Source organism: Mycobacterium sp. NGS18, assembly GCF_059813185.1.
Window position 1 is genome coordinate 260,761 of sequence record NZ_JCALEC010000002.1, and the last position, 23,886, is coordinate 284,646.

15 protein-coding genes are annotated in these 23,886 nt (G+C 72.8%); 10 read left to right on the forward strand and 5 right to left on the reverse strand.

Annotation, left to right across the window (positions count from 1 at the left end; all coding sequences use genetic code 11):
* Positions 1-35: 35 nt before the first annotated feature.
* Positions 36-1,484: an amidase gene (locus tag AC5Y31_RS04780; RefSeq protein WP_499978468.1), complete on the reverse strand. Its 1,449-nt coding sequence runs from the start codon at positions 1,482-1,484 to the stop codon at positions 36-38.
* 76 nt (positions 1,485-1,560) lie between these two features.
* Here AC5Y31_RS04780 and recO point away from each other — a divergent pair, with 76 nt between their 5' ends.
* The 7 genes from recO (at position 1,561) to AC5Y31_RS04815 (ending at position 15,513) form a co-directional block, all read left to right on the forward strand.
* A complete protein-coding gene (recO, locus tag AC5Y31_RS04785; protein ID WP_065024063.1) occupies positions 1,561-2,355 on the forward strand; it encodes a DNA repair protein RecO in 795 nt (264 codons plus the stop codon).
* Positions 2,356-2,465: 110 nt separating this feature from the next.
* Positions 2,466-2,984, forward strand: a complete 519-nt coding sequence (locus tag AC5Y31_RS04790) for a hypothetical protein (RefSeq protein ID WP_499978470.1) — start codon at positions 2,466-2,468, stop codon at positions 2,982-2,984.
* Between the two features lie 135 nt (positions 2,985-3,119).
* On the forward strand, positions 3,120-4,340 hold the full coding sequence (locus AC5Y31_RS04795) for a class I SAM-dependent methyltransferase (protein ID WP_065024064.1): 1,221 nt from the start codon (positions 3,120-3,122) through the stop codon (positions 4,338-4,340).
* A gap of 82 nt (positions 4,341-4,422) precedes the next feature.
* On the forward strand, positions 4,423-5,310 hold the full coding sequence (locus AC5Y31_RS04800; protein WP_301636701.1) for a decaprenyl diphosphate synthase: 888 nt from the start codon (positions 4,423-4,425) through the stop codon (positions 5,308-5,310).
* A complete protein-coding gene (locus AC5Y31_RS04805) occupies positions 5,310-5,702 on the forward strand; it encodes a hypothetical protein (protein WP_065024066.1) in 393 nt (130 codons plus the stop codon). The genes AC5Y31_RS04800 and AC5Y31_RS04805 overlap by 1 nt, the downstream gene beginning before the upstream one ends.
* Positions 5,703-5,797: 95 nt before the next feature.
* Positions 5,798-9,247 carry a PGRS repeat-containing protein gene (locus AC5Y31_RS04810; RefSeq protein WP_499978473.1) on the forward strand — a complete coding sequence of 1,150 codons (3,450 nt, stop codon included), beginning with the start codon at positions 5,798-5,800 and terminating at the stop codon, positions 9,245-9,247.
* A gap of 185 nt (positions 9,248-9,432) precedes the next feature.
* Entirely contained in the window at positions 9,433-15,513 is a 6,081-nt protein-coding gene (locus AC5Y31_RS04815) for a PGRS repeat-containing protein (protein WP_499978475.1), read from the forward strand.
* Positions 15,514-15,531: 18 nt separating this feature from the next.
* Here the strand turns inward: AC5Y31_RS04815 and AC5Y31_RS04820 are convergent, their stop codons facing one another.
* Positions 15,532-15,924, reverse strand: coding sequence for a Fur family transcriptional regulator (locus tag AC5Y31_RS04820; RefSeq protein WP_499978477.1), 393 nt, complete (start codon positions 15,922-15,924; stop codon positions 15,532-15,534).
* The gene (locus tag AC5Y31_RS04825) at positions 15,921-16,277 is read right to left on the reverse strand and encodes an ArsR/SmtB family transcription factor (protein WP_301636708.1); all 357 of its coding nucleotides are present in this window, start codon (positions 16,275-16,277) and stop codon (positions 15,921-15,923) included. Before AC5Y31_RS04825 ends, AC5Y31_RS04820 begins: the two co-directional genes overlap by 4 nt.
* Before the next feature lie 121 nt (positions 16,278-16,398).
* On the opposite strand from AC5Y31_RS04825, the gene AC5Y31_RS04830 reads away from it, so the two are divergent.
* Together AC5Y31_RS04830 and AC5Y31_RS04835 are read left to right on the forward strand one after the other, a co-directional pair.
* Positions 16,399-17,820, forward strand: a complete 1,422-nt coding sequence (locus AC5Y31_RS04830; protein WP_499978968.1) for a glycine--tRNA ligase — start codon at positions 16,399-16,401, stop codon at positions 17,818-17,820.
* Positions 17,821-18,169: 349 nt separating this feature from the next.
* Positions 18,170-19,669, forward strand: coding sequence for a PGRS repeat-containing protein (locus tag AC5Y31_RS04835; protein ID WP_499978479.1), 1,500 nt, complete (start codon positions 18,170-18,172; stop codon positions 19,667-19,669).
* Between the two features lie 85 nt (positions 19,670-19,754).
* Here AC5Y31_RS04835 and AC5Y31_RS04840 read toward each other — a convergent pair whose 3' ends face one another.
* Positions 19,755-21,749: a TPM domain-containing protein gene (locus AC5Y31_RS04840; protein ID WP_499978481.1), complete on the reverse strand. Its 1,995-nt coding sequence runs from the start codon at positions 21,747-21,749 to the stop codon at positions 19,755-19,757.
* 91 nt (positions 21,750-21,840) lie between these two features.
* Between AC5Y31_RS04840 and AC5Y31_RS04845 the strand changes: the two genes are divergently transcribed.
* A complete protein-coding gene (locus tag AC5Y31_RS04845; protein WP_499978482.1) occupies positions 21,841-23,091 on the forward strand; it encodes a deoxyguanosinetriphosphate triphosphohydrolase in 1,251 nt (416 codons plus the stop codon).
* A 1-nt stretch (position 23,092) separates the two neighbouring features.
* Here the strand turns inward: AC5Y31_RS04845 and AC5Y31_RS04850 are convergent, their stop codons facing one another.
* Complete coding sequence (locus tag AC5Y31_RS04850; protein ID WP_301636712.1) at positions 23,093-23,884, reverse strand: sensor domain-containing protein; 792 nt, start codon at positions 23,882-23,884, stop codon at positions 23,093-23,095.
* Positions 23,885-23,886 lie beyond the last annotated feature (2 nt).

Here is a 23,886-nt window from a genome sequence, read left to right on the forward strand (position 1 = left end):
ACGCAGAAGACAAAGGTGACGGGCTTTTCGGTGCGTTACCGGCAGGAATCGGGCTCGGTGCGCCACCACGGCGTGGGTTGTCGCGCCGCCCAGCCGCCGATGCCCTCCAACTCCGCGGCCAGCGAAACCAGCAGACCGTCGCTGTGGGCCGGTCCCATCAATTGCACCCCGATCGGCAGTCCTTCGGAGGTGAACCCGGCCGGCACGTTGATCGACGGCCATCCCAGCAGGTTCCACGGCCAGGTCACCGGGCAGGCCGCGACGATAGCGCGGTCGGTCTCCAGGGCGTTCAGGTCGTCGAAGGCCTGCACCAGCGGCGCAGGTTGGGCGGTGGTCGGCGCCAGCACCACGTCGACGATGCGGAAGATCGACCCCACCCGGCGCTGGTCCTTCGACTCGTGGGAGCGGGCCTTGCGTAGTACGGCCTGCGACAGCAGTCGGCCGGTGCGCATATTGGCCAGCGTCCGCGGGTCCAGCGTGACGCCGCCGCCGAGGTTGCTCGCCGCGGCCAACACACCCGAAGTGGAGCGGGACAAAAAGTTCCACGACAGCCGCACCCCGTAGTCGGGGTTGCCCCGCAGCACGACGTGCCCCAGTAACCGCAGCTGTCCGGCGACGTGCTCCAGGGCGGCGCCGATCTGCGGGTGCAACCGGGCCGGGAACCCGGTATAAGGAAACCGGGTCGACAGCGCGATCCGCAATTGGCCCGGCGCGCTTCCCACGTAATCGGAGACGGTGACCGGCGGCGGTTTGTGCCGATCGCCCTCGGCGTTGCCGGCGGCCGCGTCCAGCACCAGCGCCGCGTCCGCCACCGTGCGGGCCAGCACCCCGTTGACGGTGAGGCCGTTGAACGCCTCGGGCAGCGGCCAGGTGGAGATGCGGCCGCGTTGCGGTTTGATGCCCACCAGATGTGTCCATGCGGCGGGGATACGCACACTGCCGGCGGTGTCGGATCCGATCGCCGCGGCGACCAGGCCGGCGGCGACCGCGGCGGCGCTGCCCCCCGACGAGCCGCCCGGGGTGTGCCGGCGCGACCAGGGATTGCGGGTGTGGCCGAACCCGGGGCCGCTGGTGAACGGCCACTGGCCCAGCTCGCAGGTGTTGGTCTTGCCGACGATCACCGCGCCGGCGGCTTTGAGCCGCCGCACCACCTCGGCGTCGCCGCTGGCGGGTTCGACGTAGCCGATCGTGCCGAACGAGGTTGGCACGCCGGCGATGTCGGTGTCGTCTTTGACCGCGATCGGGACGCCCAGCAGCGGGGCGCGGTGGCCGGCAGCCCGGCGCCGGTCGGCGTCGGCGGCACTGCGCAGCGCCGACTCGGTGAACACCACCCGGAAGGCGTTCAGCGTGGACTGGCTGTTGTCGATGGCGTGCAGCGAGCGGCGGACCAGGTCGACCGAGGTCACCTCGCCGCTGGCCAGCTGGTAGAGCTGCTCGGTGAGAGTGGGAAAGCGGGTGCCGGGCGCCGCGGGCGGGTGGGTCATCGGTGACGAGAGTATCCGGCGTGCCACGCCGGTGACCGTCCTCGAAACGTCCCTGTGGTGATGCGAAACTGGTGCGATGCGGCTGTACCGGGACCGGGCGGTGGTGCTGCGCCAGCACAAGCTCGGCGAAGCCGACCGGATCGTCACTTTGCTCACCCGCGACCACGGGCTGGTCCGCGCGGTGGCCAAGGGAGTGCGCCGTACCCGCAGTAAGTTCGGCGCCCGGCTGGAGCCGTTCGCCCACATCGACGTGCAGCTGCATCCGGGCCGCAACCTCGACATCGTCACCCAGGTGGTGTCGGTGGACTCGTTCGCCGGCAACATCGTCAGCGACTACGGCCGCTACACCTGTGCCTGCGTGATGCTGGAGACCGCCGAACGCCTCGCCGGCGCCGAGCGGGCTCCGGCGACGGCGCTGCACCGGCTCACGGTCGGTGCGCTGCGGGCGGTGGCCGACGGCAGCCGCCCCCGCGAATTGGTGTTGGACGCCTACCTGTTACGGGCGATGTCGGTGGCCGGGTGGGCGCCGGCGCTGACCGAGTGCGCCCGTTGCGCCACCCCCGGCCCGCACCGGGCCTTTCACGTCGCTGCCGGCGGCAGCGTCTGCGGCCACTGCCGCCCGGCCGGCGCGACCACCCCGCCGTTGGGGGTGCTGGACCTGATGTCGGCGCTGCACGACGGGGACTGGGAGGCCGCACAGGCTTCGACCTCGGCGCACCGCAGCCACGCCAGCGGATTGGTGGCCGCCCATCTGCAGTGGCACCTGGAGCGCCGGCTGCGAACATTGCCCCTGGTGGAGCGGGTTCAGCGGGCAGCGGGACAGGGCGCCGCGGCGGATACGGACGCCAAGGCGGCCGGCAGCGACGGCTGACTCACCCCGACCGACCTGGCATTTGTGTCCGTTTCGGTGGACCGCCCACGCGTCGGCGGTAGGCTGATGCGACTTCACGATCCGAACGCTCAATGTGGAAGGCAGGCCGAATGATTCACGACACCGGGTGGGGGCGCTGGGCGCACTACACTGCGCCGCGTTACGTGGCCGGGCTCGGCGCCGCGGCGGGCGCCCTGCTGGTCGCGGGAATGGTCCCGGTGGTCGTCCCGGTCGCGCAGGCGGGCATCGGAGCCGTCCCCGGTGTCGGGATCATGGCCCCACTGCCGGCGCATGCCCCCGGCGCTGATGGAGCCGACGGCGCTGACGGGGCCGACGGTGCTGACGGCGCCCCGGGTGCTGCCGGCAAGGGCGGTCAGGGTGGCAAGGGCGGCCAAGGTGGCAAGGGCGGCCAGGGTGGTAAGGGCGGCCAAGGCGGTCAGGGTGGCAAGGGCGGCGACGGTGGCAAGGGCGGCGCCGGCGGACACGGCGGTGCCGGGGGCGCCGGTGGTGTCGGCGGCAAACCCGGCGCGGGCGGTGCCGGTGGCGCGGGCGGTGCCGCCGGACCGGGCGGAACTCCCGGCCAGCCCGGTCAGCCGGGCCAACCCGGCCACCCCGGACACGCCCGCTGAGATCGCAAAACAGAATCAACCGACGCGTCTGGCACGCCGCTCCGATGTGAGCCGCACCCGTCGCGCCGGCCCGAATAACCCCCGCTAGAGTCTGATTCGATCGCCGGGGGCAACGCAACAAGGAGCCACAACGAAGTGACCGAGAACCCACGCGCCGACGTCGTCTCCCGTCAGTACGAGCGGTGGACGTACCCGCCGCCGATCCACGACCTGCAGGCGTGGTCGGCCGGCAACTGGGAGTGGTTCGACCCGAGCCATGCGCACCGGGTGCTGTGGCCGGACCGGGACTACCGGCCCGACCTCGACATCTTGATCGCGGGCTGCGGCACCAACCAGGCGGCGGTCTTCGCCTACAACAACCCCAAGGCCCGGGTGGTGGCCGTCGACATCAGCGCGTCGTCGCTGGGGCATCAGCAGTACCTCAAGGACAAGCACGGGTTGTGGAATCTGGAGCTCCACCAGCTGCCGATCGAGGAGCTGTCCACGCTGGGCCAGGACTTCGACCTGGCGGTCTCCACCGGGGTGCTGCACCACATGGCCGACCCGAAGGTGGGCATGAAGGCGGTGGCGGACTGCCTGCGACCCGACGGCGTCGCCGGCATCATGCTCTACGCGCGCTATGGCCGGATCGGCATCGAGATCCTCGAGGGCGTCTTCCAGGACCTCGGGTTGGAACAGAGCGACGAGTCGATCCAGACCGTTCGCCAGGCCATCCGGATGCTGTCGCAGGACCATCCCGTCCAGCCGTACCTCAAGATCGCCGGCGACCTGGCCTCCGATTCGGGTCTGGTGGACACCTTCCTGCACGGTCGGGCCAAGAGCTACGACGTCGACGGCTGCATCGACCTGGCCAATTCGGCCGGACTCGACTTCCAGGGCTGGCTGCTCAAGGCGCCGTACTACGCCCACGATGTGGCCGCGCCGGGCGGTGGCTTCTACGAGAAGGTGAATGCGCTGCCGGAGGCCAAGATCTGGTCGGTGATGGAGCGCATCCACACCCTCAACGCGCGGCACTTCTTCATTGCCACCCGCCCCGAGCGTCCCAAGAACAGCTACGTGATCGACTTCGCCACGGCCGACAGCCTCGACTACGTGCCGCTGTACCGCTTCAAGTGCGGCCTCAACGGCAACGAGATCTTCCGGCCGGGCTGGCGAATGCCGCTCAACGCCACCCAGCTGCCGTTCGTCCAGAGCATCGACGGCCGCCGCAGCATCCGGGAGATCGCGGCGAACCTGGCGCAGGCCGGCGGTTCGGTGCGGGCGAGCGCGGCGGACCTGGAGAAGTTCGGGCGCAGGCTGTTCCAGTCGCTGTGGCGGCTGGACTTCGTCGCGATGGACCTCAGTGCCGATTCCTGATCGTCGCGCTGACAGGTAAGCCGCCGCGGCGAATACGTGATCGCCGCGGGCGGCGCGGTACCGGTCGGGCAGGATAGGGCAGATGGTGTTGAATCGGGCTGGGCGCAAGGCTGCGTTCCCGCAGCTTCCCGCGGCCCCCGACGACTATCCGGTGTTCCCGGACAAGTCCACCTGGCCGGTGGTCTTTCCGGCGTTGCCGGCGCCGCCGGGAGGTGGGCCGTGCCGTCCGCCGCAGCACACCTCCAAGGCGGTGGCCCCGCAGATCCCGGCCGAGGCGCTGCCCAACCACGTCGCGGTGGTGATGGACGGCAACGGCCGCTGGGCCACTCAACGCGGGCTGAGCCGCACCGAGGGGCACAAGATGGGCGAGGCGGTGCTGATCGACATCACCTGCGGCGCAATCGAACTCGGCGTCAAGTGGCTGACGGTGTATGCGTTCTCCACGGAGAACTGGAAGCGCTCCACCGAAGAGGTGCGCTTCCTGATGGGGTTCAACCGTGAGGTGGTGCGCCGCCGCCGGGAGAACCTCAACGCGATGGGGGTGCGGATGCGCTGGGTTGGTTCGCGGCCGAAGATGTGGCGCAGCGTCATCAAGGAATTCGAGATCGCCGAGGACATGACCGTCGGCAACGACGTCATCACCATCAACTACTGCGTCAACTACGGGGGGCGCACCGAGATCGCCGAAGCCGCGCAGGCGATCGCCGCCGAAGCCGTTGCGGGCAAGCTCAAGCCGAACCGGATCACCGAGGCCACCGTCGCCCGGCATCTGCACCGGCCGGACATGCCTGATGTCGACCTGTTGATCCGCACCTCCGGGGAGCAGCGGTCGTCCAACTTCATGCTGTGGCAGGCCGCTTACGCGGAGTACATCTTCCAAGAGAAACTGTGGCCGGACTACGACCGCCGCGACTTGTGGGAGGCGTGCGAACAGTACGCCTCACGCCAGCGCCGATTCGGGACGGCGTGATGACAGGGCTGGCCGACCGCCTCGCCACGGTGCTGGCCACCGTGCTGACCACCGATGCCGAGCCCGACGGCGCGTTGACTGTCCACCACGAGGGCACCCTGGCCTCGTTGCGGGTGGTGCCGATCACCGACGAGCTGGAGCTGGTGTCGCTGACCCAGATCTTGGGCTGGGATCTGGCGCTGACCAAGAAACTTCGCGAGCGGGCGGCCGAGCAGGCGCGGCTCAGCCAACTGGGGACCGTCACGGTGGTCGAGAAGGGCACCACCAAGACCGCAGATGTGTTGCTGCGCTACAACTTTCCCGGCTCGGGCCTGACCGACGACGCGCTGTGCACGCTGGTGCTGCTGGTGCTGGCCAAAGGCGTTGACATCCGCCAGGCGCTCACGTCCTGACCCGGGCTTCTTTGACGGCCCCTCTCCGAGGCGTTAGCTTAACGTGATCTGAGGGTTCGCTGATCTGTCCCCAAAGGCGGGAGATTGGGGGCGACGTGATCGCCAAGCATCGCGGCGGCCGGGCCGCGGTCACCGCCGTCGGCACCGTGCTGGCATTCGGCATGACCCCGGCAGCCGTCCCGCCGGTACGGGCCGACGTCGTCGATACCGACTGGCTACTCGATCTGCTGGCCCCCGAGCCGGCTCCGGCGGTCGCCTTCGACCCCGTCGACCTGAGTCACCTGTTCGACCAGTGGTTCTACACCCCGCTGCACGCCGGGGTGGCGGAGTGGCTCGACAGCGCCGCCGGCCAGCAAATCGCCGACGCGGTCAACGTGGTGCTCGGCAGCTTTGCCATCGGCAACGGCGCGGCCGGTACCGCCGATCACCTCGACGGGTTCGCCGGTGGCTGGCTGCTCGGTGACGGCGGTGCCGGGTACGACGGCGGCAACGGCGGCGATGCCGGGATGTTCGGCAACGGCGGGGCGGGCGGCGCCGGAAGCGACGGCTTGGCCGGCGGCGACGGCGGTGCCGGCGGCTGGCTGCTGGGCAGAGGCGGCGACGGCGGGGACGGTGGCGCCGGAATCGCCGGGGCGGACGGCGCGGCGGGAATCAATGCCGCCGGCGGCGACGGTGCCGACGGTGGCAACGGTGGCGCCGGTGGCCGCGGCGGCGCGGGCGGGCTGGTGTTCGGCGTCGGCGGCCGGGGCGGTTCCGGTGGTGCGGCCGGAACCGGGGGTAGCGGTGGTACCGGTGCCGACGGCGCCGACGGGCACCTCGATGGCTGGGCGGGCGGTGCCGGCGGTAATGCCGGGCTGGCCGGCGCCGGCGGGCGCGGCGGTATCGCCGGTCTGTTCGGGGCAACTGGGTCCGGCGGGGCGACCGGCGATGCGGTCGACGGGATCAGCGGTAACGGCGGCGCCGGCGGCAACGGCATGGACGCCGGCGTGGACGGCGCGACCGGAGGCAACGGGGGCGCCGGCGGTGCCGGCGGCGATCACGGCGACGGCGGCGCCGGCGGGAACGGCGGTAACGGCGCTGGGGGCGCGGACGGAGCCGATGCCGAACCCACCGTGACCGGCGGCGCCGACGGCGCGGCAGGACAGGCCGGTCAGGCCGGGGGTGCCGGCGGTGATGGCGGCGCCGGCGGGGCCGGGGGCGCGATCGCGGGCAATGGTGGCGCCGGCGGCCGCGGCGGTGACGGTGGCCGGGGCGGTGTCGGCGGTGTCGGCGCAGACGGCGGCGACGGGGTATTCGGCGGCAACGGCGGCAATGCCGGGCTGGGCGGGGCCGGCGGTGACGGCGGGTCCGGTGGCCGGGGCGGCGACGGCGGGGCGGCCGCCCACGGGCTGGCCGGCGCCAACGGCGATGGCGGAAACGGCGGAGCCGGTGGGAATTCCGGTTCCGGGGGCAACGGCGGTAACGGCGGCGCCGGCACCGCGGCGCACACCGCGGGCGGCAACGGCGGCGACGGCGCCGACCCCGGCGCGGTCGGAGCCGGCGGCGCCGCCGGAGCGGCGGGCAGCGGCGGGCTGGCCGGCAGCGGTAGTGCCGGTACGGCCGGTGCCGACGGGCAGATGGCCACCGGTGGCGGCAACGGCGGTATCGGTGGACGCGGCTACGACTATTCGGGGACGGGTTCGGTGGCCAGGTTCGCCGTTCTGGCCTCGGGTGGCGCCGCGACCGGGGGCGCCGGTGGCCTCGGCGGCAACGCCGCCGCGCTCAACGGGGTCGGCGGAGCCGGGGGCGACGGCGGCAACGGCGGGGCCGGGGGCCTCGGCGGAAGCGGCGGGTATCAGGGCGGAGCCGGTGGCAAGGGCGGCGACGGCGGAGCCGGCGGGACCGGTGGGGCGGGCAGCCTGACCGGGGCCGCGGGCACCGGCGGCCGCGGCGGCAACGGCGGCGCCGGCGGGGCGGGCGGGAACTGCCTGGATCTGCCCGGCGCCAACTGTGCCGGCGGCATCGGCGCCGGAGGCCAGGGCGGTGCCGGCGGCAAGGGCGGCGCCGGCGGCGTGGGAGCGGCCGGTGCCGCCGGGGTGCTGAGCGCCAACAACGGTGTCGGCGGTAATGGGACCAACGGCGGTGTCGGTGGCCAGGGCGGTGCCGGCGGCCGCGGCGGTGATGCCGGCACCAATCTCGCCACCGGCGCAGTCGGCGTCAACGGAAACGGCGGTGCCGGCGGTACCGGGGGCCTCGCCGGTGCGGGTGGCAACGGCGGGACCGGTGCTGACAACACCACTGGGGCCAACAGCGGCATCGGCGGGGCGGGCGGTCGTGGCGGTGACGTCGGGACCGGTGGTGGCGGCGGTAACGGCGGTGCGGCCGGCGGCACCGCGGGAGGCGGAGGCACTGCCGGGACCGCCGGCGCCGCCGGCGGGCTGCCGAGCGGGCACAGCGGCGACGGCGGCAACGGCGGACGCGGCTATAACCAGCCCATCGGCGGTGCCGCCGGAGGACAGGGCGGCCGCGGCGGCGACGGCGGCAATATCGGCAACGGCGGTCAGGGCGGCGCCGGCGGAAATGGGGGTCAGGGAACGACGGGGGTGAATCCGACACCGACCGGAACGGCCGCTGGAGGAAAGGCCGGCTCGTCCCAAGGGGTATTCACCCCCGCCGGCACCGGTGGTGCCGGTACCAATGGCAGCACCACGAGCGTCCAGACCGGTGGGACGGGCGGCACTGGCGGCAGCTCCACCGGCGTGATCGCCGTGGGCGAGTACCGCGGGGGCAACGGCGGCATTGGCGGCAACGGCAGCCCCGGCGCCGCGGGCGCGCCGACCGGAACCGGCGCGCCCGGCGGGGTAGGGGGGACAGGCGGCGCCGCCACCGTCGGCGTGGGTATCGCGAGCGCCATCGGCGGAAACGGTGGACAAGGCGGCAACGGCGGTATCGGCGCCACCGGGGGCATCGGCGGCGTCGGCGGTGCCGGCGGTGCCGGAGGTGCCGGCGGTTCGATCTCGGGCGACGGCGGCGCCGGCGGTCTCGGCGGTGCCGGTGGGAAGGGCGGTACCGGCGCCGCAGGCCTGGTGGGCGGCACCGGCGGCGTCGGCGGACAAGCCGCCAACGTTTTGGCCGCCAGCACCACGCGGGGCGGTGACGGCGGTATTGGAGGCACCGGCGGGTTGGGCGGCACCGGCGGGCTTGGCGGAGCAGGCGGGCAGGGCGGGGCCGCGGGCACGGCGACGAATGGGGCGGCGGGCAGCGCCGGCAACGGCGGTGTCGGGGGTACCGCCGGCACCGGCGGCGTCGGCGGCACGGGCGGCGGCGGCGGCAATGGCGGCCGTGGGCAGTCTTTGGCCGGGGACCTGCTGGGCCTGGATTCGCAAGGCAAAGGGGGCACCGGAGGCGGCGGCGGGAACGGTGGCGCGGCGGGCACCGCGGGTTCCGGTGGCGCCGCCGGTACCGGGGGCGGTGGCACCGCGGGCGGATCAGGTGGTGTCGGGCAGGGAGGCGCGAAGGGCGCTTCCGGTGCGACGGGTTGCACTCCGGGCGTACCACCCTGCTAGTGGAGTAGTCGCGTGATGCAGCGAACCGGGCTGCTCGATCAGCGACAGCTCCACCAAGATGAAAAGAACATGAGCGCTTTCTCAAATTTCTTTTGGAAATTCTGCTCCAAAAACATAGACTCGCGCCTGGGCGAGGAATAAGTGAATCAAAAAACCGGACTGGGGGTCTGGATAGGAGACTCTCGATGTCTGGTGGGCGCCGTGGCACGGGACAGCTGGTCGCACTTCGCACAGGAAAGCGTCAGCATCGCCGCGCACTGGGTGCCGGAACCGCTGTCGGGGCATTCCTCGCGTTGGGTATGGCACCACTGGCCAGCGCACCGCCGGCGCACGCGGACCTGGATTTCAGCTGGCTGACCGACCTGTTCGGGGCCGCGCCGCTGTCCGATGTCGACCCAGGCGCACCAGCCGGCGCCTATGACCTGCAGGACTGGTTCAACCCGGCGGCCTGGGACGACCAGCTGCCCGGCCTGGCCTCGGGTTCACCGACCGACTGGACCGCGCTGTTCGACCAGTGGATCTACACCCCGCTGTATGCCGGGCTGCAGGACTGGATCAACAGCCCGTTCGGCATCCAGGTCGACACCGCGATCAACGGTCTGCTGGGTTCCTTCGCGATCGGCAACGGCGCCGCCGGCGACGCGGCCAACCCGGACGGCGGGGCCGGCGGCTGGCTCTTCGGTGACGGTGGTGCCGGCTACGACGGCAGTGCCGACGGCACCGCCGGCGGCGCCGGGGGCGTCGCAGGCTTCCTCGGTAACGGTGGGGCGGGCGGCGCCAGCGGCGGCGGCTTCGTCGGGGGCGCCGGCGGCGACGGTGGGTCGTTCATGGGTGTCGGCGGCAGCGGTGGCGCCGGCGGCGACGGGGGCGCGGGATTCACCGGAGGCAACGGCGGCGCCGGTGGCGCCGGAATGGGCTGGCTATTCGGCAGCGGTGGCGCCGGGGGGCTCGGCGGTGACGGCGGCCTGGGCACCGCGGGAGTCGCCGGCGCCCAGGGCATCTGGTCGGTGGGCGGTGGTACCGGCGGGCTGGGCGGCGTGGGCGGCGGTGGCGGCTCCGGCGGCAACGGCGGCGCGGGAGGCTCCAGTTCGTCGCTGCTGTTCGGTGACGGTGGCCGCGGCGGCAGTGCTGGCAACGGCGCTACCGGCGGCAACGGCGGCGTCGGTGGCCTGGGCGCTACCGGTGACTTCGCTGCTCATGCGACTGGTGCCGGCGGCGATGGTGGCGACGGCGGTAACGGCGGCGTCGGTGGCGCCGGCGGCCAAGCCGGCGCCGGTGGCGGTGGCGCGCACTTCGGCAGTGCGGGCCTGGCTGGGGCCGACGGCAACGGCGGGTCCGGTGGCAACTCCGGTGCCGCCGGGGATGGCGGCGCAGGAGCCGCCGGTACCGCCGACCACGCCGACGGTGGTGCCGGCGGCAACGGCGGTGAGGTCGGCAAGGCCGGTGCCGGCGGGCTGGGCGCGACCGGGCTGGCAGCCGCCGGCCGGACGGCCACCAGCGGTGGTGACGGGGGTGATGGCGGAGCGGGCTGGACATCGACCGCTTCCGCCCTCGACGGCGGAAACGGTGGTGCCGGCGGCAACGGCGGCAGCTACGGCAACGGCGGAAACGGTGGCGCCGGCGGCGCCGGAGCAGCCGGCGACCAGGGCGACGACGGCACAGCAGCGACATCGGCCGGGCAGCTCAGCACCGCTGGTGAGGTCGGCGGCGCCGGCAGCAACGGCGGGGCCGGCGGCAACGGCGGGCTGGGCGGATCGATCGCCGGTGACGGCGGCGAAGGCGGCGCCGGAGGTGTCGGTGGCGCCGGCGGTCGCGGCGGGCTCGGCGGCGACGGCTACGACGCGGCGACCGACGCTCATGCCGCCGGTGGCGCCAACGGCGGTGACGCCGCACTCGGCGGCAACGGCGGCCAGGGCGGCAACGGTGGTGCCGGTGGTGCCGGTGGCGGTGTGGCCGCGGGCGGTTCCGGCAGCGCCGGGGCCAACGGTGACGGTGGCATCGGCGGCCTCGGCGGTGACGCCGGTTCCGGTGGCAATGGCGGCGATGCCGCCCACGGCACCGCCGGCCACGTCGACGGCGGTAACGGGGGCGCCGGTGCCAATGCCGGTGTGGCCGGCGCCGGCGGCCTCGGGGGTGCCGCCGGGACCGGCGGGCTGGCCGGCACCGGCGTGGCCGGATCCGACGGCGCCGACGGCGTTAAGGGACTGCTGGGCGGCAACGGGGGCGACGGCGGCAACGGCTTCAACCAGACGCCAGTTGCTCAGGGTGGCTTCGCCGGGCAGGCCGCCACCCTCATGTCCGACGGTGCTCGGACCGGGCTGGCCGGTGGCAACGGCGGGTTGGGCGGTAGCGCGGCCTTCGACGCCGGCGTCGGCGGTGACGGCGGCAACGGTGGTTCCGGGGGTGCCGGCGGTGCCGGCGGGTCCGGTGGCTGGGCGGCCGGCAACGGCGGTACCGGCGGCAGCGGCGGCAAGGGCGGTGCCGGCGGGGAGGGCAGTTCCATTGCCGCCGGCGGAAAGGGCGGCGCGGGCGGGGCCGGAGGCAACGGCGGCGCCGGTGGCAACTGGACCGGCGACCAGTCCAGTCTCGACGCGGGCGCGCCGGGCACCGCCGGCAACGGTGGCGACGCCGGCCAGGGCGGCCAGGGCGGCCAGGGTGGGGTCGGCTACATCGGTCAGCAGGGCGTGCTGTCCACCAACGACGGCGCCGGTCAGGCTGGCGGCCAGGGTGGCGAGGGCGGGCAGGGTGGCGCAGGCGGCACCGGCGGCAACGCCGGCACCGGCGCCAATGCCACGGTGGGAGTCAACGGCAATGGCGGAAACGGCGGCCAAGGCGGCAACGGTGGTACCGCCGGCTCCGGCGGTGAGGGTGCGACTGGCGACGCGACGCTGGCGGTCAACCAAGGTGCCGGCGGCAGTGGCGGCGCGGCCGGAACCGCCGGGGCGGGCGGTCGCGGCGGTGACGGTGGCGGGGGCGGGTCGACCGCCGGTGGCACGGCCGGCAACAACGGCTCCGGCGGCAAGGGTGGTGACGGCGGCGCCGGGGCCGGCGGCGGCAACGGTGGCGTCGGCGCGCAGGGGCTGGCCGGAGTAGCCGGCTCGGACGGAGCACTCGGCGCCGGCGGCGACGGCGGGAACGGCGGCAACTCAGCCCAAGGCGGGGCCGCCGGCGGCGGTGGCAACGCCGGCACCGGCGGCACCGGCACGGCCGGCACGGCCGGCGGCTCCGGCACCGGTGGACAGAGCCTTTCGGTAGCGGCCGGCAACGGCGGTGCCGGCGGCAACGGCTACGACCCGACCGCAGCTGGTTCCGGGGCGGCCGCTGGAACCAACGGCGGCAACGGCGGCAACGGCGGTAACGGCGGCAATATCGGCGCCGGCGGTTTGGGCGGCGACGGTGGCTCCGGCATCGCCGGAGCCGACAACTCCGCCACCCAGGGCGGAGCGGACGTCAACGGGGTAGCGCAGGCCGGCGGCGTCAACGGTTTGGCCGGTGGATCCGGCGGCGCCGGTGGTAACGGTGGCCACGGCGGCAATGGTGGATCGACCTCCGGGGCCGCGGGTAGCGGTGGTAACGCCGGTAGCGGCGCCAATGGTGGCGGCGGCGGTGGTGGGCTTGCGGGTGTCGCGGGTGCTAACGGTGGTGCTGCCGGGACGACGCTCGGCAACGGTGGCGCCGGCACCGCCGGTGGCGTAGGTGGTCGCGGCGGCGACGGTGGCGTCGGCGGTGACGGCGGTGCGGCGGGCAGCGTCACCAACGGGGCGGCCGGTTCGGTGGGCACCAACGGCACGGGTGGCTCCGGCGGCCAAGGCGGTGCCGGTGGTAACGCCGGTGCCGGCGGGGCCGGCGCGCTGGGCGTGGCGGGAACCGCCGGTGGTGGTGACACCGGTGCGGCGCTCGGCGGCGGTGGCAACGGTGGTGCTGCGGGCACCGCAGGTGTCGGCGGTGCCGGCGGCAACGGCGGTGCGGGTGGCTCGACGGCCGGTACCGCCGCGGGTGCCGACGGTGCCGGCGGGCACGGCGGGAATGGCGGCGACGGGGCCGCCGGTGGTGGCGGCGGCACGGGTGCGGCAGGCACCGCCACCGATGCCGGTTTCGATGGTGTCGCCGGTTCGGGCGGGCACGGCGGTAACGGCGGGGATTCGGCGATCGCCGGTGCCGGTGGTGCTGCCGGGACGAACGGCGACGGCACGACGACTCCGGGCAATGAGGGCAATGCGGGCACCGGGGTGAGCGGGCCGGCCGGCAACGGCGGTGACGGCGGTGCCGGTTATGACCCGTCAGCGGCGGGTTCCGGGGCGTCGGCGGGGACTAACGGCGGCAACGGTGGCGCCGCGGGCAATGGCGGCAATATCGGCAAGGGCGGTGACGGCGGCGCCGGTGGCTCCGGCACGGCGGGCAGCAACGGAGCCGCGGGGACGTCGACCGTCGTCGACGGCGGATCCGGCCTCAACGGCGGCTCGGGCGGCGCGGGCGGCAACGGCGGACTCGGTGGTTCGATCTCCGGCGCCGGCGGTAGAGGCGGCGCCGGCGGTAACGGCGCGGTCGGCGGTAATGCCGGCGCCGGCTACAGCTTCGCCGGTACCACCGGCGGGACCGGCGTCAATGATATGGACGGCCAGGCCGGCGGCGACGCCGGCGGCGTCGGGACCGGTGGCAGTGGCGGCCACGGCGGTGACGGCGGCGGCACTGCCGGTGGGAGTGGCGCTCTCGGGGCGAACGGTGATGGCGGCAACGCCGGAGCCGGTGGCAACGGTGCCACCGGTGGTGACGGTGGAGCCGGTAAAGCCGGGGTGGCCGGACAGACCATGCACGGCAGCGCCGGCGGTGGCGGCAACGGTGGCGCCGGCGGCGATTCCACCCAGGGCGGGGCCGCCGGCACCGCGGGCGCGGCCGGAACCGGCGGGGCGGCGGGCACCGGCAGCGCCGGCGATACGGCTGCCGACGGCGAAGGCGTGGCCGGGCCGGCCGGCAACGGTGGCGCCGGTGGTGCCGGGTATGACCCGTCAGCGGGCGGGGCACCGGCGGGAACTTCCGGCGGCAACGGCGGTGCCGGCGGCGACGGCGGCAACATCGGTAAGGGCGGCAACGGCGGTACCGGCGGCTCGGGAACCGCGGGCACCGACAACTCCGCGAACACCACCGGCTTGGACGGCGGCAACGGCGGCTCCGGCGGTAATGGCGGTCAAGGCGGCAACGGCGGCTCGATCTCCGGGGCAGCTGGGACCGGCGGCAACGGCGGTACCGGTGCGATCGGTGGCGGCGGCGGAATGGGAACCGTCGGCTCGGTCGGCACCTCGAGCACGGTTGCGGGCACCCAGGGCGGCGTCGGCGGTGCCGGTGGTGACGGTGGCAACGGTGGCAACGGCGGAGCCGGCGGCAAACTGCTGGGCGGCACCGGTGCCCAGGCGGCCACCGGCACCGGTGGTAACGCCGGAACCGGCGGAACCGGTGGACAGGGCGGCACCGGCGGCGCCGGATACACCGGTAGCAACGGCGTCAACACCTCGAGCGTCACCGCCAATGGCCAGTCCGGAAGCGCGGGCGGCACCGGCGGCATCGGAGGCCAGGGCGGTACCGGCGGCAACGGCGGGACCGGAAGCACCATCGGCGCCAACGGCAACGGTGGCCAAGGCGGCCAGGGCGGTACCGGTGGCAACGCCGGAGCAGGCGGCAACGGCGGCGCCGGCCAGTCGGGCATCGCCGGCGGCAGCGACACCGGCGCGGCCAAGGGCGGCGGCGGCACCGGCGGCAACGCCGGCACCGCCGGCGGGGGCGGCCAGGGCGGCGACGGTGGCGGCGGCGGTACCACCGCCGGGGCCGGTGGCACCAACGGCAACGGTGGTGCCGGTGGCACCGGCGGCAACGGCGCCCTCGCCGGCGATGGCGGTAACGGGGCCCAGGGCGCAGCCGGGGTGGCCGGCGGCGGCGTCGGCGCGGCGATTGGCGACAACGAAGGTGCCGGCGGCAACGGCGGCAATGGCGGTACCACCAGTTTGCGGGGCGCCGGGGGCTCCGGCGGCGACGCCGGTAGCGGTGGCGCCGGTGGCGGGGGAACGGCCGGCACATCCGGAGCGGCCGGTAGCAACCCGGCGCCACTGCCGGCCGGCAACGGTGGCGACGGCGGCGACGGTTACGACCCGTCGGGGACCAACACCGGCGCCTCCGGCGGCAACGGCGGTAACGGTGGCAACGGCGGCAACCTGGGCCGGGGCGGTGAAGGTGGCGAAGGAGGTAGCGGCGCCAGCAACGGCTCGCCGGGCTGATCCGACCGGCGGGCTTACTTACTGCCTGCAGTCGGCGCAGGTACCGAAGATCTCGATGGTGTGGCTGACGTCGGAGAAGCCGTGCTCGGCGGCGATCTGGGCCGCCCACTCCTCGACCTCGTGATCGCCCACCTCGACGGTGGCACCGCAGTGGCGGCAGACCAGATGGTGGTGATGGTGCTCCGAGCAGCGCCGGTACACCGACTCGCCGGTGTCGGCGCGCAACGTGTCGACCTGTCCGGCCGACGCCATCGCCTGCAGCGTGCGATAGACCGTCGTCAGTCCGATGTTCTCCCCGCGCTCACGCAGCGCGTCGTGCAGTTCCTGGGCCGAACGGAAATCGTCGACGGTCTCCAGCAGCGCCGAGATCGCTGCGCGCTGCCGGGTGGAGCGCACTCCCGGGGCGGTCAACGGTCCTCACCGGCGTGGGCCACCGCGTCGATGACGATGTGCGCCAGGTGGTGGTCGGCCAACCGGTAGAGCACTTCGCGGCCCGACCGTTCCCCGGTGACCACCCCGGCGGATTTGAGGATCTTCAGGTGCTGGCTGACCAGCGGCTGGGGCACCCCGAGCGCGTCGACGAGCTCGTGCACGCAGCGGTGCGATTCCTGCAGCTGCAGGACGATCGCGATGCGCACCGGAGCGGCCAGCGCCCGCAGCAATTCGCCGGCGGCGTCGAGGATCTCCCGCGGCGGCGTGGCGGGGAAGGCGGGGCCGTGGTGCTGGTGGTCGTCGGCTACCAGCCCCGATGCTGTGGGCGACATACCACCACCTCCGCCCATGTTGGAAATCGTTTTCAGCTGGCTCCACTGTTCCATGCGTAATGACGCATGTCAAAGAACCTCGGCGGTGTCGATACGATGACTGAGATTTTGTGTGTCGGCGTTGCCGGCGCGTCCCGTCAAGACAGGAGAGCACCCCCTCGTGGCGTCCATCATCGACACCGTTGCCAACCTCGCCAAGCGACGTGGCCTGGTCTTCCAGTCGGGCGAGATCTACGGCGGCACAAAGTCGGCGTGGGATTACGGGCCACTCGGGGTGGAGCTCAAGGAGAACATCAAGCGTCAGTGGTGGCGCTCGGTCGTGACGTCGCGAGACGATGTCGTCGGCTTGGACAGTGCGATCATCCTGCCGCGGCAGGTGTGGGTCGCCTCCGGTCACGTCGCGGTGTTCAACGATCCGCTGGTGGAGTGCCTCAACTGCCACAAGCGGCACCGCCAGGACCACATGCAGGAAGCGGTGGCACTGAAAAAGGGTGGTAACCCCGACGACGTGCCGATGAGCGAGATTTCCTGCCCGGACTGCGGCACCAAGGGCGAGTGGACCGAGCCCCGTGACTTCAACATGATGCTCAAGACCTTCCTGGGCCCGATCGAGTCTGAAGAGGGCCTGCACTACCTGCGGCCCGAAACGGCGCAGGGCATCTTCGTCAACTTCGCCAACGTGGTGACCACGGCACGTCGCAAGCCGCCGTTCGGAATCGGCCAGATCGGCAAGAGCTTCCGCAACGAGATCACCCCCGGCAACTTCATCTTCCGGACCCGTGAGTTCGAGCAGATGGAGATGGAGTTCTTCGTCGAGCCGTCCACCGCGCCCGAGTGGCACCAGTACTGGATCGACGCGCGCCTGCAGTGGTACGTCGACCTGGGTATCAAGCGTGAGAACCTGCGCCTCTACGAACACCCGCTCGAGAAGCTGTCGCACTACTCCGCCGGCACCACCGACATCGAGTACAAGTTCGGTTTCGCCGGGAACCCGTGGGGTGAGCTGGAAGGCATCGCCAACCGCACCAACTTCGATCTGACCACGCACTCAGAGCATTCCGGTGTGGACCTGTCGTTCTACGACCAGGCATCCGACACCCGCTACGTGCCGTACGTGATCGAACCGGCAGCCGGCCTGACCCGCTCGCTGATGGCCTTCCTGGTCGACTCCTACCAGGAGGACGAGGCCCCCAACGCCAAGGGCGGGGTGGACAAGCGCACCGTGCTGCGGCTGGACCCGCGACTGGCGCCGGTCAAGGCTGCTGTGCTGCCGCTGAGCCGCAACGCCGACCTTTCGCCCAAGGCCCGGGATCTGGCCGCCGAGCTGCGGCAATCCTGGAACGTCGAGTTCGACGACGCAGGGGCGGTGGGCCGGCGCTACCGGCGCCAGGACGAGATCGGCACCCCGTTCTGCATCACGGTCGACTTCGACTCCCTCGAAGACCACGCCGTCACGGTGCGCGAACGCGACAGCATGGCCCAGGAGCGGGTGGCCATCGACGCGGTGGCCGACTATCTGGCCGTGCGCCTCAAGGGCTGCTGAACGACCCAGCGGTCAAAACCGAGTGCGCTCCAACGGGTTATGCGGCTCAAAATGTCGACTGTAGGAGTGATTCCGTAACCTGTTGTCCTGCAAGGGCAACAGGACGGGCAGGCATTCCTGAGACTGTTGCGGGTCAGGTTGACAGCCGCGCCGCGTCCCGGTTGGCTCAACGATAGCTAAGAAACGAGACAGATTCTTACGCCGCAGAATTGGGTTGAACAAGGGAGGGTGGCAGATGGCCAACAGTAAGTACGTAGGGAAACCGCATGATTCGCGTGCCGTGGGGGCACGCCGCCGCAGTCGCGTGATCGGGGTTTCAAGCACCGCAGCCGCATTCTTGGCGTTCGGGATGGCCCCATTGGCCACCGCGCCCGACGCACACGCCGACGGTCTCGAGTGGCTGATGGACCTATTCGACCCCGGCATGGTCGCCGGCTCGGCCGCGGACACCACCGGGGTGGACGACGTGTTCGGCGACTCGCCGTTCTGGGACCAACTGCTGCTGGCCAACCCGAGTCTTGACCCGGCGAGCGTGATCGACTCGTGGATGTATGACCCGTGGCACACGGCCATGGAGGCCTGGATCACCAGTGACTTCGGCCAGCAGATCGACAATGCCATCAACACCGCCTACATCCAGATGAACGGCTTGGAGAGCCTCGATGGCGCGTGCGGCCTGATCTGCAACGGTGTCGACGGCACCGCGGAGAACCCGGACGGCGGCGCCGGCGGGTTGTGGTTCGGCGACGGCGGCGACGGCTGGGACTCCACCATTCAGGGTGAGGTCGGTGGTGACGGTGGTGCTGCCGGGTTCTTCGGTAACGGCGGCGACGGCGGCGACGGTTGGGACTCCACCGAGGCCGGGATCGACGGTGGCGCCGGCGGCAACGGCGGTACCGGCGGCACGATCATGGGCGACGGCGGAGTCGGCGGTACCGGTGGTGACGGGTACGGCGGTACGGCCAACGGCGCTGGCGGCGTCACGACCGGCTCCAACGGTGGCGCCGGCGGTGACGGTGGCAACACCAGCGATGCCGCCAGCTTGATCTTCGGCAACGGCGGGGCCGGTGGTGCGGGCGGTAACGGCGGCGACGCCACCGCCAACGGCGCGGGCGGCACCGACGTCGGCGGCAACGGTGGTGCCGGTGGCACCGGCGGGAACTCGTTCGCCCCCATCGGCAATGGCGGTGAAGGCGGTGCCGGTGGCGCTGGCGGTGGCGGCGGCGACGGCACCGCCAACGGCTCCGAGGGCAACTCGACCGGCGGCGACGGCGGTACGGGTGGTACCGGCGGTACCGCCGAGAACGGACACGGTGGCACCGGCGGGGACGGCGGAGCCGGCGGCGACGCCCGGTCCAACGGTCACCTCGGTGTCGCGACCGCCGGTGACGGCGGGACCGGTGGCACTGGCGGCCAGGGCCTCATCGCCGGCACCGGTGGTGACGGCGGCGCAGGCGGCGACGCCCGGTCCAACGGCTCCGGCGGCATCGCGACCGCTGGTGCTGGTGGCGCCGGTGGTGTCGGTGCCCAGGGTGCCACCGGTGCGGCCGGCCAGCCCGGCGGGACCGGCGGTGCCGGCGGCAACGGCGGGGCCGGTGGCGACGCCACCACCAAGGGTTCCGGGGGCGTCTCGACCGCCGGTAATGGCGGCGACGGTGGCGCGGGCGGCAACGGCGGCACCGGGGGCGCCGGCGCTGCCGGCGGGGCCGGCGGCCCGGGCGGCGCGCCCGGCGCTGGCGGCACCGCGTCTGCGACCGGCAACGGCAGCACCGAGATCAACGGTACGGCCGGTAAGCCCGGGGAGACCGGCCAGGAGGGCGCGGACGGACCGACCAGCACCACTCCCTGACCCGCCTCGGAGTAAAAGTGCCCGCACGCTTCGGCGTGCGGGCACTTTCCGTTGTGGCGTTCGTCCGGCGCTGAACCGTGCGCGGCTAGAAGCGGCCACCGCCGCCGAAGAAGCCGCCGCCACCGGAGGAGCCGCCGAACGAGGTGGGACTCCACCCGCCTCCGCCGCCACCGAAGCCGCCGCCGCCCATCCGGCCGCCGCTGAGGATGTTGCCGATGATGATGCCGCCGAGCATGGCGCCGGTGTCGTTGCCACCGCCGGGGCCGCCGTAGCGCCCGTAATACGCTCGCTGGGCAGCTTGCACGTCCGCCTTGGCCAGGGACTGCGCCGCGGCCGCCAGCGTGGCCGCGCCGTTGGCCTGGCTGATGGCGCCGGCGACGTCGGTGCCGCGCATGTCCTGTGCGGCGTCCAGCCGGCGGCGGGCCTCGGCGAGCCGGGTGCGCGCCTCCGGGCCGACGCTGCCGCGGCGCGTGTCGATGTAATCCGACACCGCGCGGATCCGCGACGACGCGGTGAACAACGCCTGTTCCAGGGTTCGGGCCAATCGCTCGGCAGCCGCGCGTTCTTCGGCCACAGTGTCCAACAGCCGGTCCAAGTCGGAGTCGGCCTTGGTCAACGCGGTGAACGTCCCCAGCGGGTCACCGCTGGCCCGGGCGGCGGCGACGGCCTTGACCGCGGCGTCGCGGGCTGCGGTCAGCTCGGCGCGGTGTGCGCCCGCCCCGCGCCGCAGTTGCGTGTTGGCCTGCTCGATACCGGTCTCGGCGTCGGTGATGGCCTCCGGCAGCGTGGCCACCGCGTGGCGGATGTCGCGGGCGGCGTTGTCCACCGCGTCGAGCAGGGCCCGGCCCTGACCCAACCCCGACTCGGCGGCCCGTAGCACGTCGACCAGTTCGCTCTGCCCGCCGGTCACCGGGTGGTCGGCCAGCCCGCGGGCCCGGGTGATGTTGCGTTCGGCGAAGGCCACCCGGTCCTGCGCGGTCTTGACGTTGCCGGCCACCGAACTGAGTGCCGTGGCGTCGAATTCGCGGTGCAACTCGACCAGGTGCTGCTCGGAGGCCGGAATGCGCCCGGTCAGCTCCACGAGCTGCCGGGTCAGATCGTCGAGGCGCGCCGGTGCGTTGAGGACCAGGTCGCGCAACTGCTCGAACGACGCGCGCTGGGTCTCCAATTCGCGGTCGGCCTTCGAGGCGGTGACGATGACCCCGGTCAGCAGCTCGCGCTGCTGGGCCGGTGTCTCGGGGATGTCGTCGTCGAGTTGCTGGCGCACCGTGAAGGCGTGCTCCATGGCGGACTTGGCGCTGGCGACCGCCTGCGCGAACGGCCGGGTGCGTTCCTCGCCGAATTCCTCGAGCGCCAGCTGCAACTCGTTGGTGCTGGTGCGGACCGCGTTGTCGACCTGGACCACCTTCTCCCCGGACAGCGCATCCAGGGCGAACACCGGCACGTCGGCCAGCGCATTCGGATCGGTCGAATCGACCCGCCGGGCCGCGACCAGCGCCGCGTTGTGCCGGCGCCGCCGCAGGTGACGTGCAACCAACAGCACCACCACGCCGGCGGCGGCCACCGCGCCCAGCGCGATCAGGATCGGCCCCCAACTCACCTCCGCCGGTGCTGCCGCAGCGTCCAGTCCGCTGGCGGCGACGGTGGCCGCTCCGGCCCAATCGCCCCGGTGCAGGGCCGGCTCGATCTGGTTGCGGCGCAGTGCATCAACCTTGCCAGTGCTGATCTCGGAGATGCCGCTGGACACCAGGAACGCGTAGCTGCGGTCGGCGGTGGCCACCGCCAGCATCGCGTCGTTGCTGCCGAGGTCGCTGAGCCGGGCCGTGCTGCGGCCCCAGTCGTCGGCGGTCTGCCCGGAGAAGACGTCGACGTAGACCACCCACAGCCGGACGTGCCGATCGGCGTAGAGCTTGTCGAGCGCGGCCTGCACTCCGGCGCGATCGGAGGGCGAGAGCACCCCGGCGCTGTCGGTGATCGAGCTGGGCAGCCGCAGCGGGGGTTGCGCCGCGGCGCCCGGCGCCACCAGCAGCACGGCGGCCAGAATCGCCAGGGCGGCGCTGATCAGGCGAGTGATTCGCATGCTCGCCAATGTATATGCGTTCGGCGGCTGATCGCCGGAATCCTGCGGCCGGTACCGCCCATGCGCACAGGGTCAAAATAGACTGGCGGCGGTGGCCATCAACGAGTACGACAACTACGGCGCGCACGACCGCGACCGTCTCGTGGGGGAGTCGTCGAAAACGGCCGGCCTGCCCGGGACCGGCGGTCAGCACCGCACCGACTTCGCCCGCGACCGGGCCCGGGTGCTGCACAGTGCCGCCCTGCGGCGGTTGGCCGACAAGACCCAGGTCGTCGGCCCTCGCGACGGCGACACCCCGCGCACCCGGCTGACCCACTCGCTGGAGGTGGCGCAGATCGGGCGGGGGATGGCGATCGGGCTGGGCTGCGATCCCGACTTGGTCGACCTGGCCGGGCTGGCCCACGACATCGGACACCCGCCGTATGGGCACAACGGCGAACAGGCGCTCAACGAAATCGCCTCGCAGTGCGGGGGATTCGAAGGCAATGCGCAGAATTTCCGCCTCCTTACCAGCCTGGAACCCAAGGTTGTGGGGCCGCACGGGGCAAGCGCAGGACTGAATCTGACCCGGGCGGCGCTGGACGCGGTCACCAAATATCCGTGGCCCCGGCTGTCGGGAACCGGCCCGGCCCGGACCAAGTTCGGCTTCTACGACGAGGACCGGGCCGCTGCCGAATGGATGCGTCGGGGAGCGCCGGAGGGCCGGGTCTGCCTGGAAGCGCAGATCATGGACTGGGCCGACGACGTCGCCTACTCGGTGCACGATGTCGAAGACGGTGTCGTCGCGGGCCGTATCGACCTGCGGGTGCTCGGCGATGCTTCGACGGTGGCCGAACTGGCGCGCCTCGGCGATCCCGACGGGGTCCACGATCTGGCGGCGGCCGCTCATCGACTCACCGAACTGCCGGTGGTGGCCGCCGTCGCCGCCTACGACGCGACGCTGTCGGCATCGGTTGCGCTGAAGCGCCTGACCAGCGAACTGGTCGGCCGGTTTGCCTCCGCGGCGATCACCGCCACCCATGCCGTCGCCGGCCGCCGGCCGCTGAGTCGCTACGAGGCCGACCTGGAAGTGCCGGAGCTGGTGCGGGCCGAGGTCGCCGTGCTGAAAACCCTTGCGGTGCAGTTCATCATGTCCGAAGATCAGCACCGCAAGATTCAGGCCGCCCAACGTGAGCGGGTGCACGCGGTGGCCGAGCGGCTGCTCGCCGGGGCACCGGAAACCCTGGATCCGATCTTCGTCCCGGCGTTCGCCGCTGCAGCCGATGACGGCGTGCGGCTGCGAATTGTCATCGACCAGATCGCGTCGTTCACCGAGGGCCGGCTGGAGCGCCTCGTCGAGTGACTCAGCCGAGCTTGGTGACCTTGTCCATCATCGCCTGCACGGCCTGGATGCTGCTGGTCTGAGGATCGCCGGAGCCGGTGGCGTTCTCGGTGCCGGTGAACGCGATCAGCACCCCGACGATGCAGTTGCCCCGCACGCCGACGGCGCGGGTGTCCGGGGCCTTGGGGCTCTTGTCGAGCACGATGGAGGCCGCCAACACGTCATCGGTGACCCGGACGCCGGTGATGTGCATTTCGGTGCCCTGCAGGTGCGGCTGCCCGCCCGAATTCGAGTCGGCGTTGACCGGACGTCCGTCGCAGCGTTTCCACTGCTCGGTGAACTCGGCGAACAGCGCTTGGGCGTCCGCCGCGCTGGGCAGCGCGACCACGGCCTCCTTGACGAACATCACCCGGGTGGTGAGCGGCTTATAGCCGTCCCGGTTGGGCTCGGAGTCGATCCAGGTCTCACGGGCGTAGCTCTGTACGTCGGCCGAGGCGTACACGCTCTTGGGTGCGACGTCGACGACGCCGACACATTCGCCGGGCGATGACGAGTCCTCCATCGCATCCAGGTCGCCGTAGGCCGGCGGACCGGTGACGGTGGTGAAGGGCTGATCCAGCATCTTCGACAGTTCGGCGCCGTCGAGCAGAACCTGCTTGACGGTCTCGCCGGTGATGCCGGAGGCGCCGCGTGACCGGTCGGGCAGGCTCATCCAGGTCACCACGCCCAGCACCGTCAGGGCGACGACGGCCAGCACGAGCAGGAGCCGAGGTCGTCTGGATTTCGCCCCCGGTGGCTGCTCGGACTGACTCATGC

Excerpts from the sequence above, each read along its gene's own strand:
- AC5Y31_RS04780 (WP_499978468.1), bottom strand. The coding sequence starts at position 1,484 with ATGACCCACCCGCCCGCGGCGCCCGGCACCCGCTTTCCCACTCTCACC.
- recO (WP_065024063.1), top strand. The coding sequence starts at position 1,561 with ATGCGGCTGTACCGGGACCGGGCGGTGGTGCTGCGCCAGCACAAGCTC.
- AC5Y31_RS04790 (WP_499978470.1), top strand. The coding sequence starts at position 2,466 with ATGATTCACGACACCGGGTGGGGGCGCTGGGCGCACTACACTGCGCCG.
- AC5Y31_RS04800 (WP_301636701.1), top strand. The coding sequence starts at position 4,423 with ATGGTGTTGAATCGGGCTGGGCGCAAGGCTGCGTTCCCGCAGCTTCCC.
- AC5Y31_RS04805 (WP_065024066.1), top strand. The coding sequence starts at position 5,310 with ATGACAGGGCTGGCCGACCGCCTCGCCACGGTGCTGGCCACCGTGCTG.
- AC5Y31_RS04815 (WP_499978475.1), top strand. The coding sequence starts at position 9,433 with ATGTCTGGTGGGCGCCGTGGCACGGGACAGCTGGTCGCACTTCGCACA.
- AC5Y31_RS04825 (WP_301636708.1), bottom strand. The coding sequence starts at position 16,277 with ATGTCGCCCACAGCATCGGGGCTGGTAGCCGACGACCACCAGCACCAC.
- AC5Y31_RS04835 (WP_499978479.1), top strand. The coding sequence starts at position 18,170 with ATGGCCCCATTGGCCACCGCGCCCGACGCACACGCCGACGGTCTCGAG.
- AC5Y31_RS04840 (WP_499978481.1), bottom strand. The coding sequence starts at position 21,749 with ATGCGAATCACTCGCCTGATCAGCGCCGCCCTGGCGATTCTGGCCGCC.
- AC5Y31_RS04850 (WP_301636712.1), bottom strand. The coding sequence starts at position 23,884 with ATGAGTCAGTCCGAGCAGCCACCGGGGGCGAAATCCAGACGACCTCGG.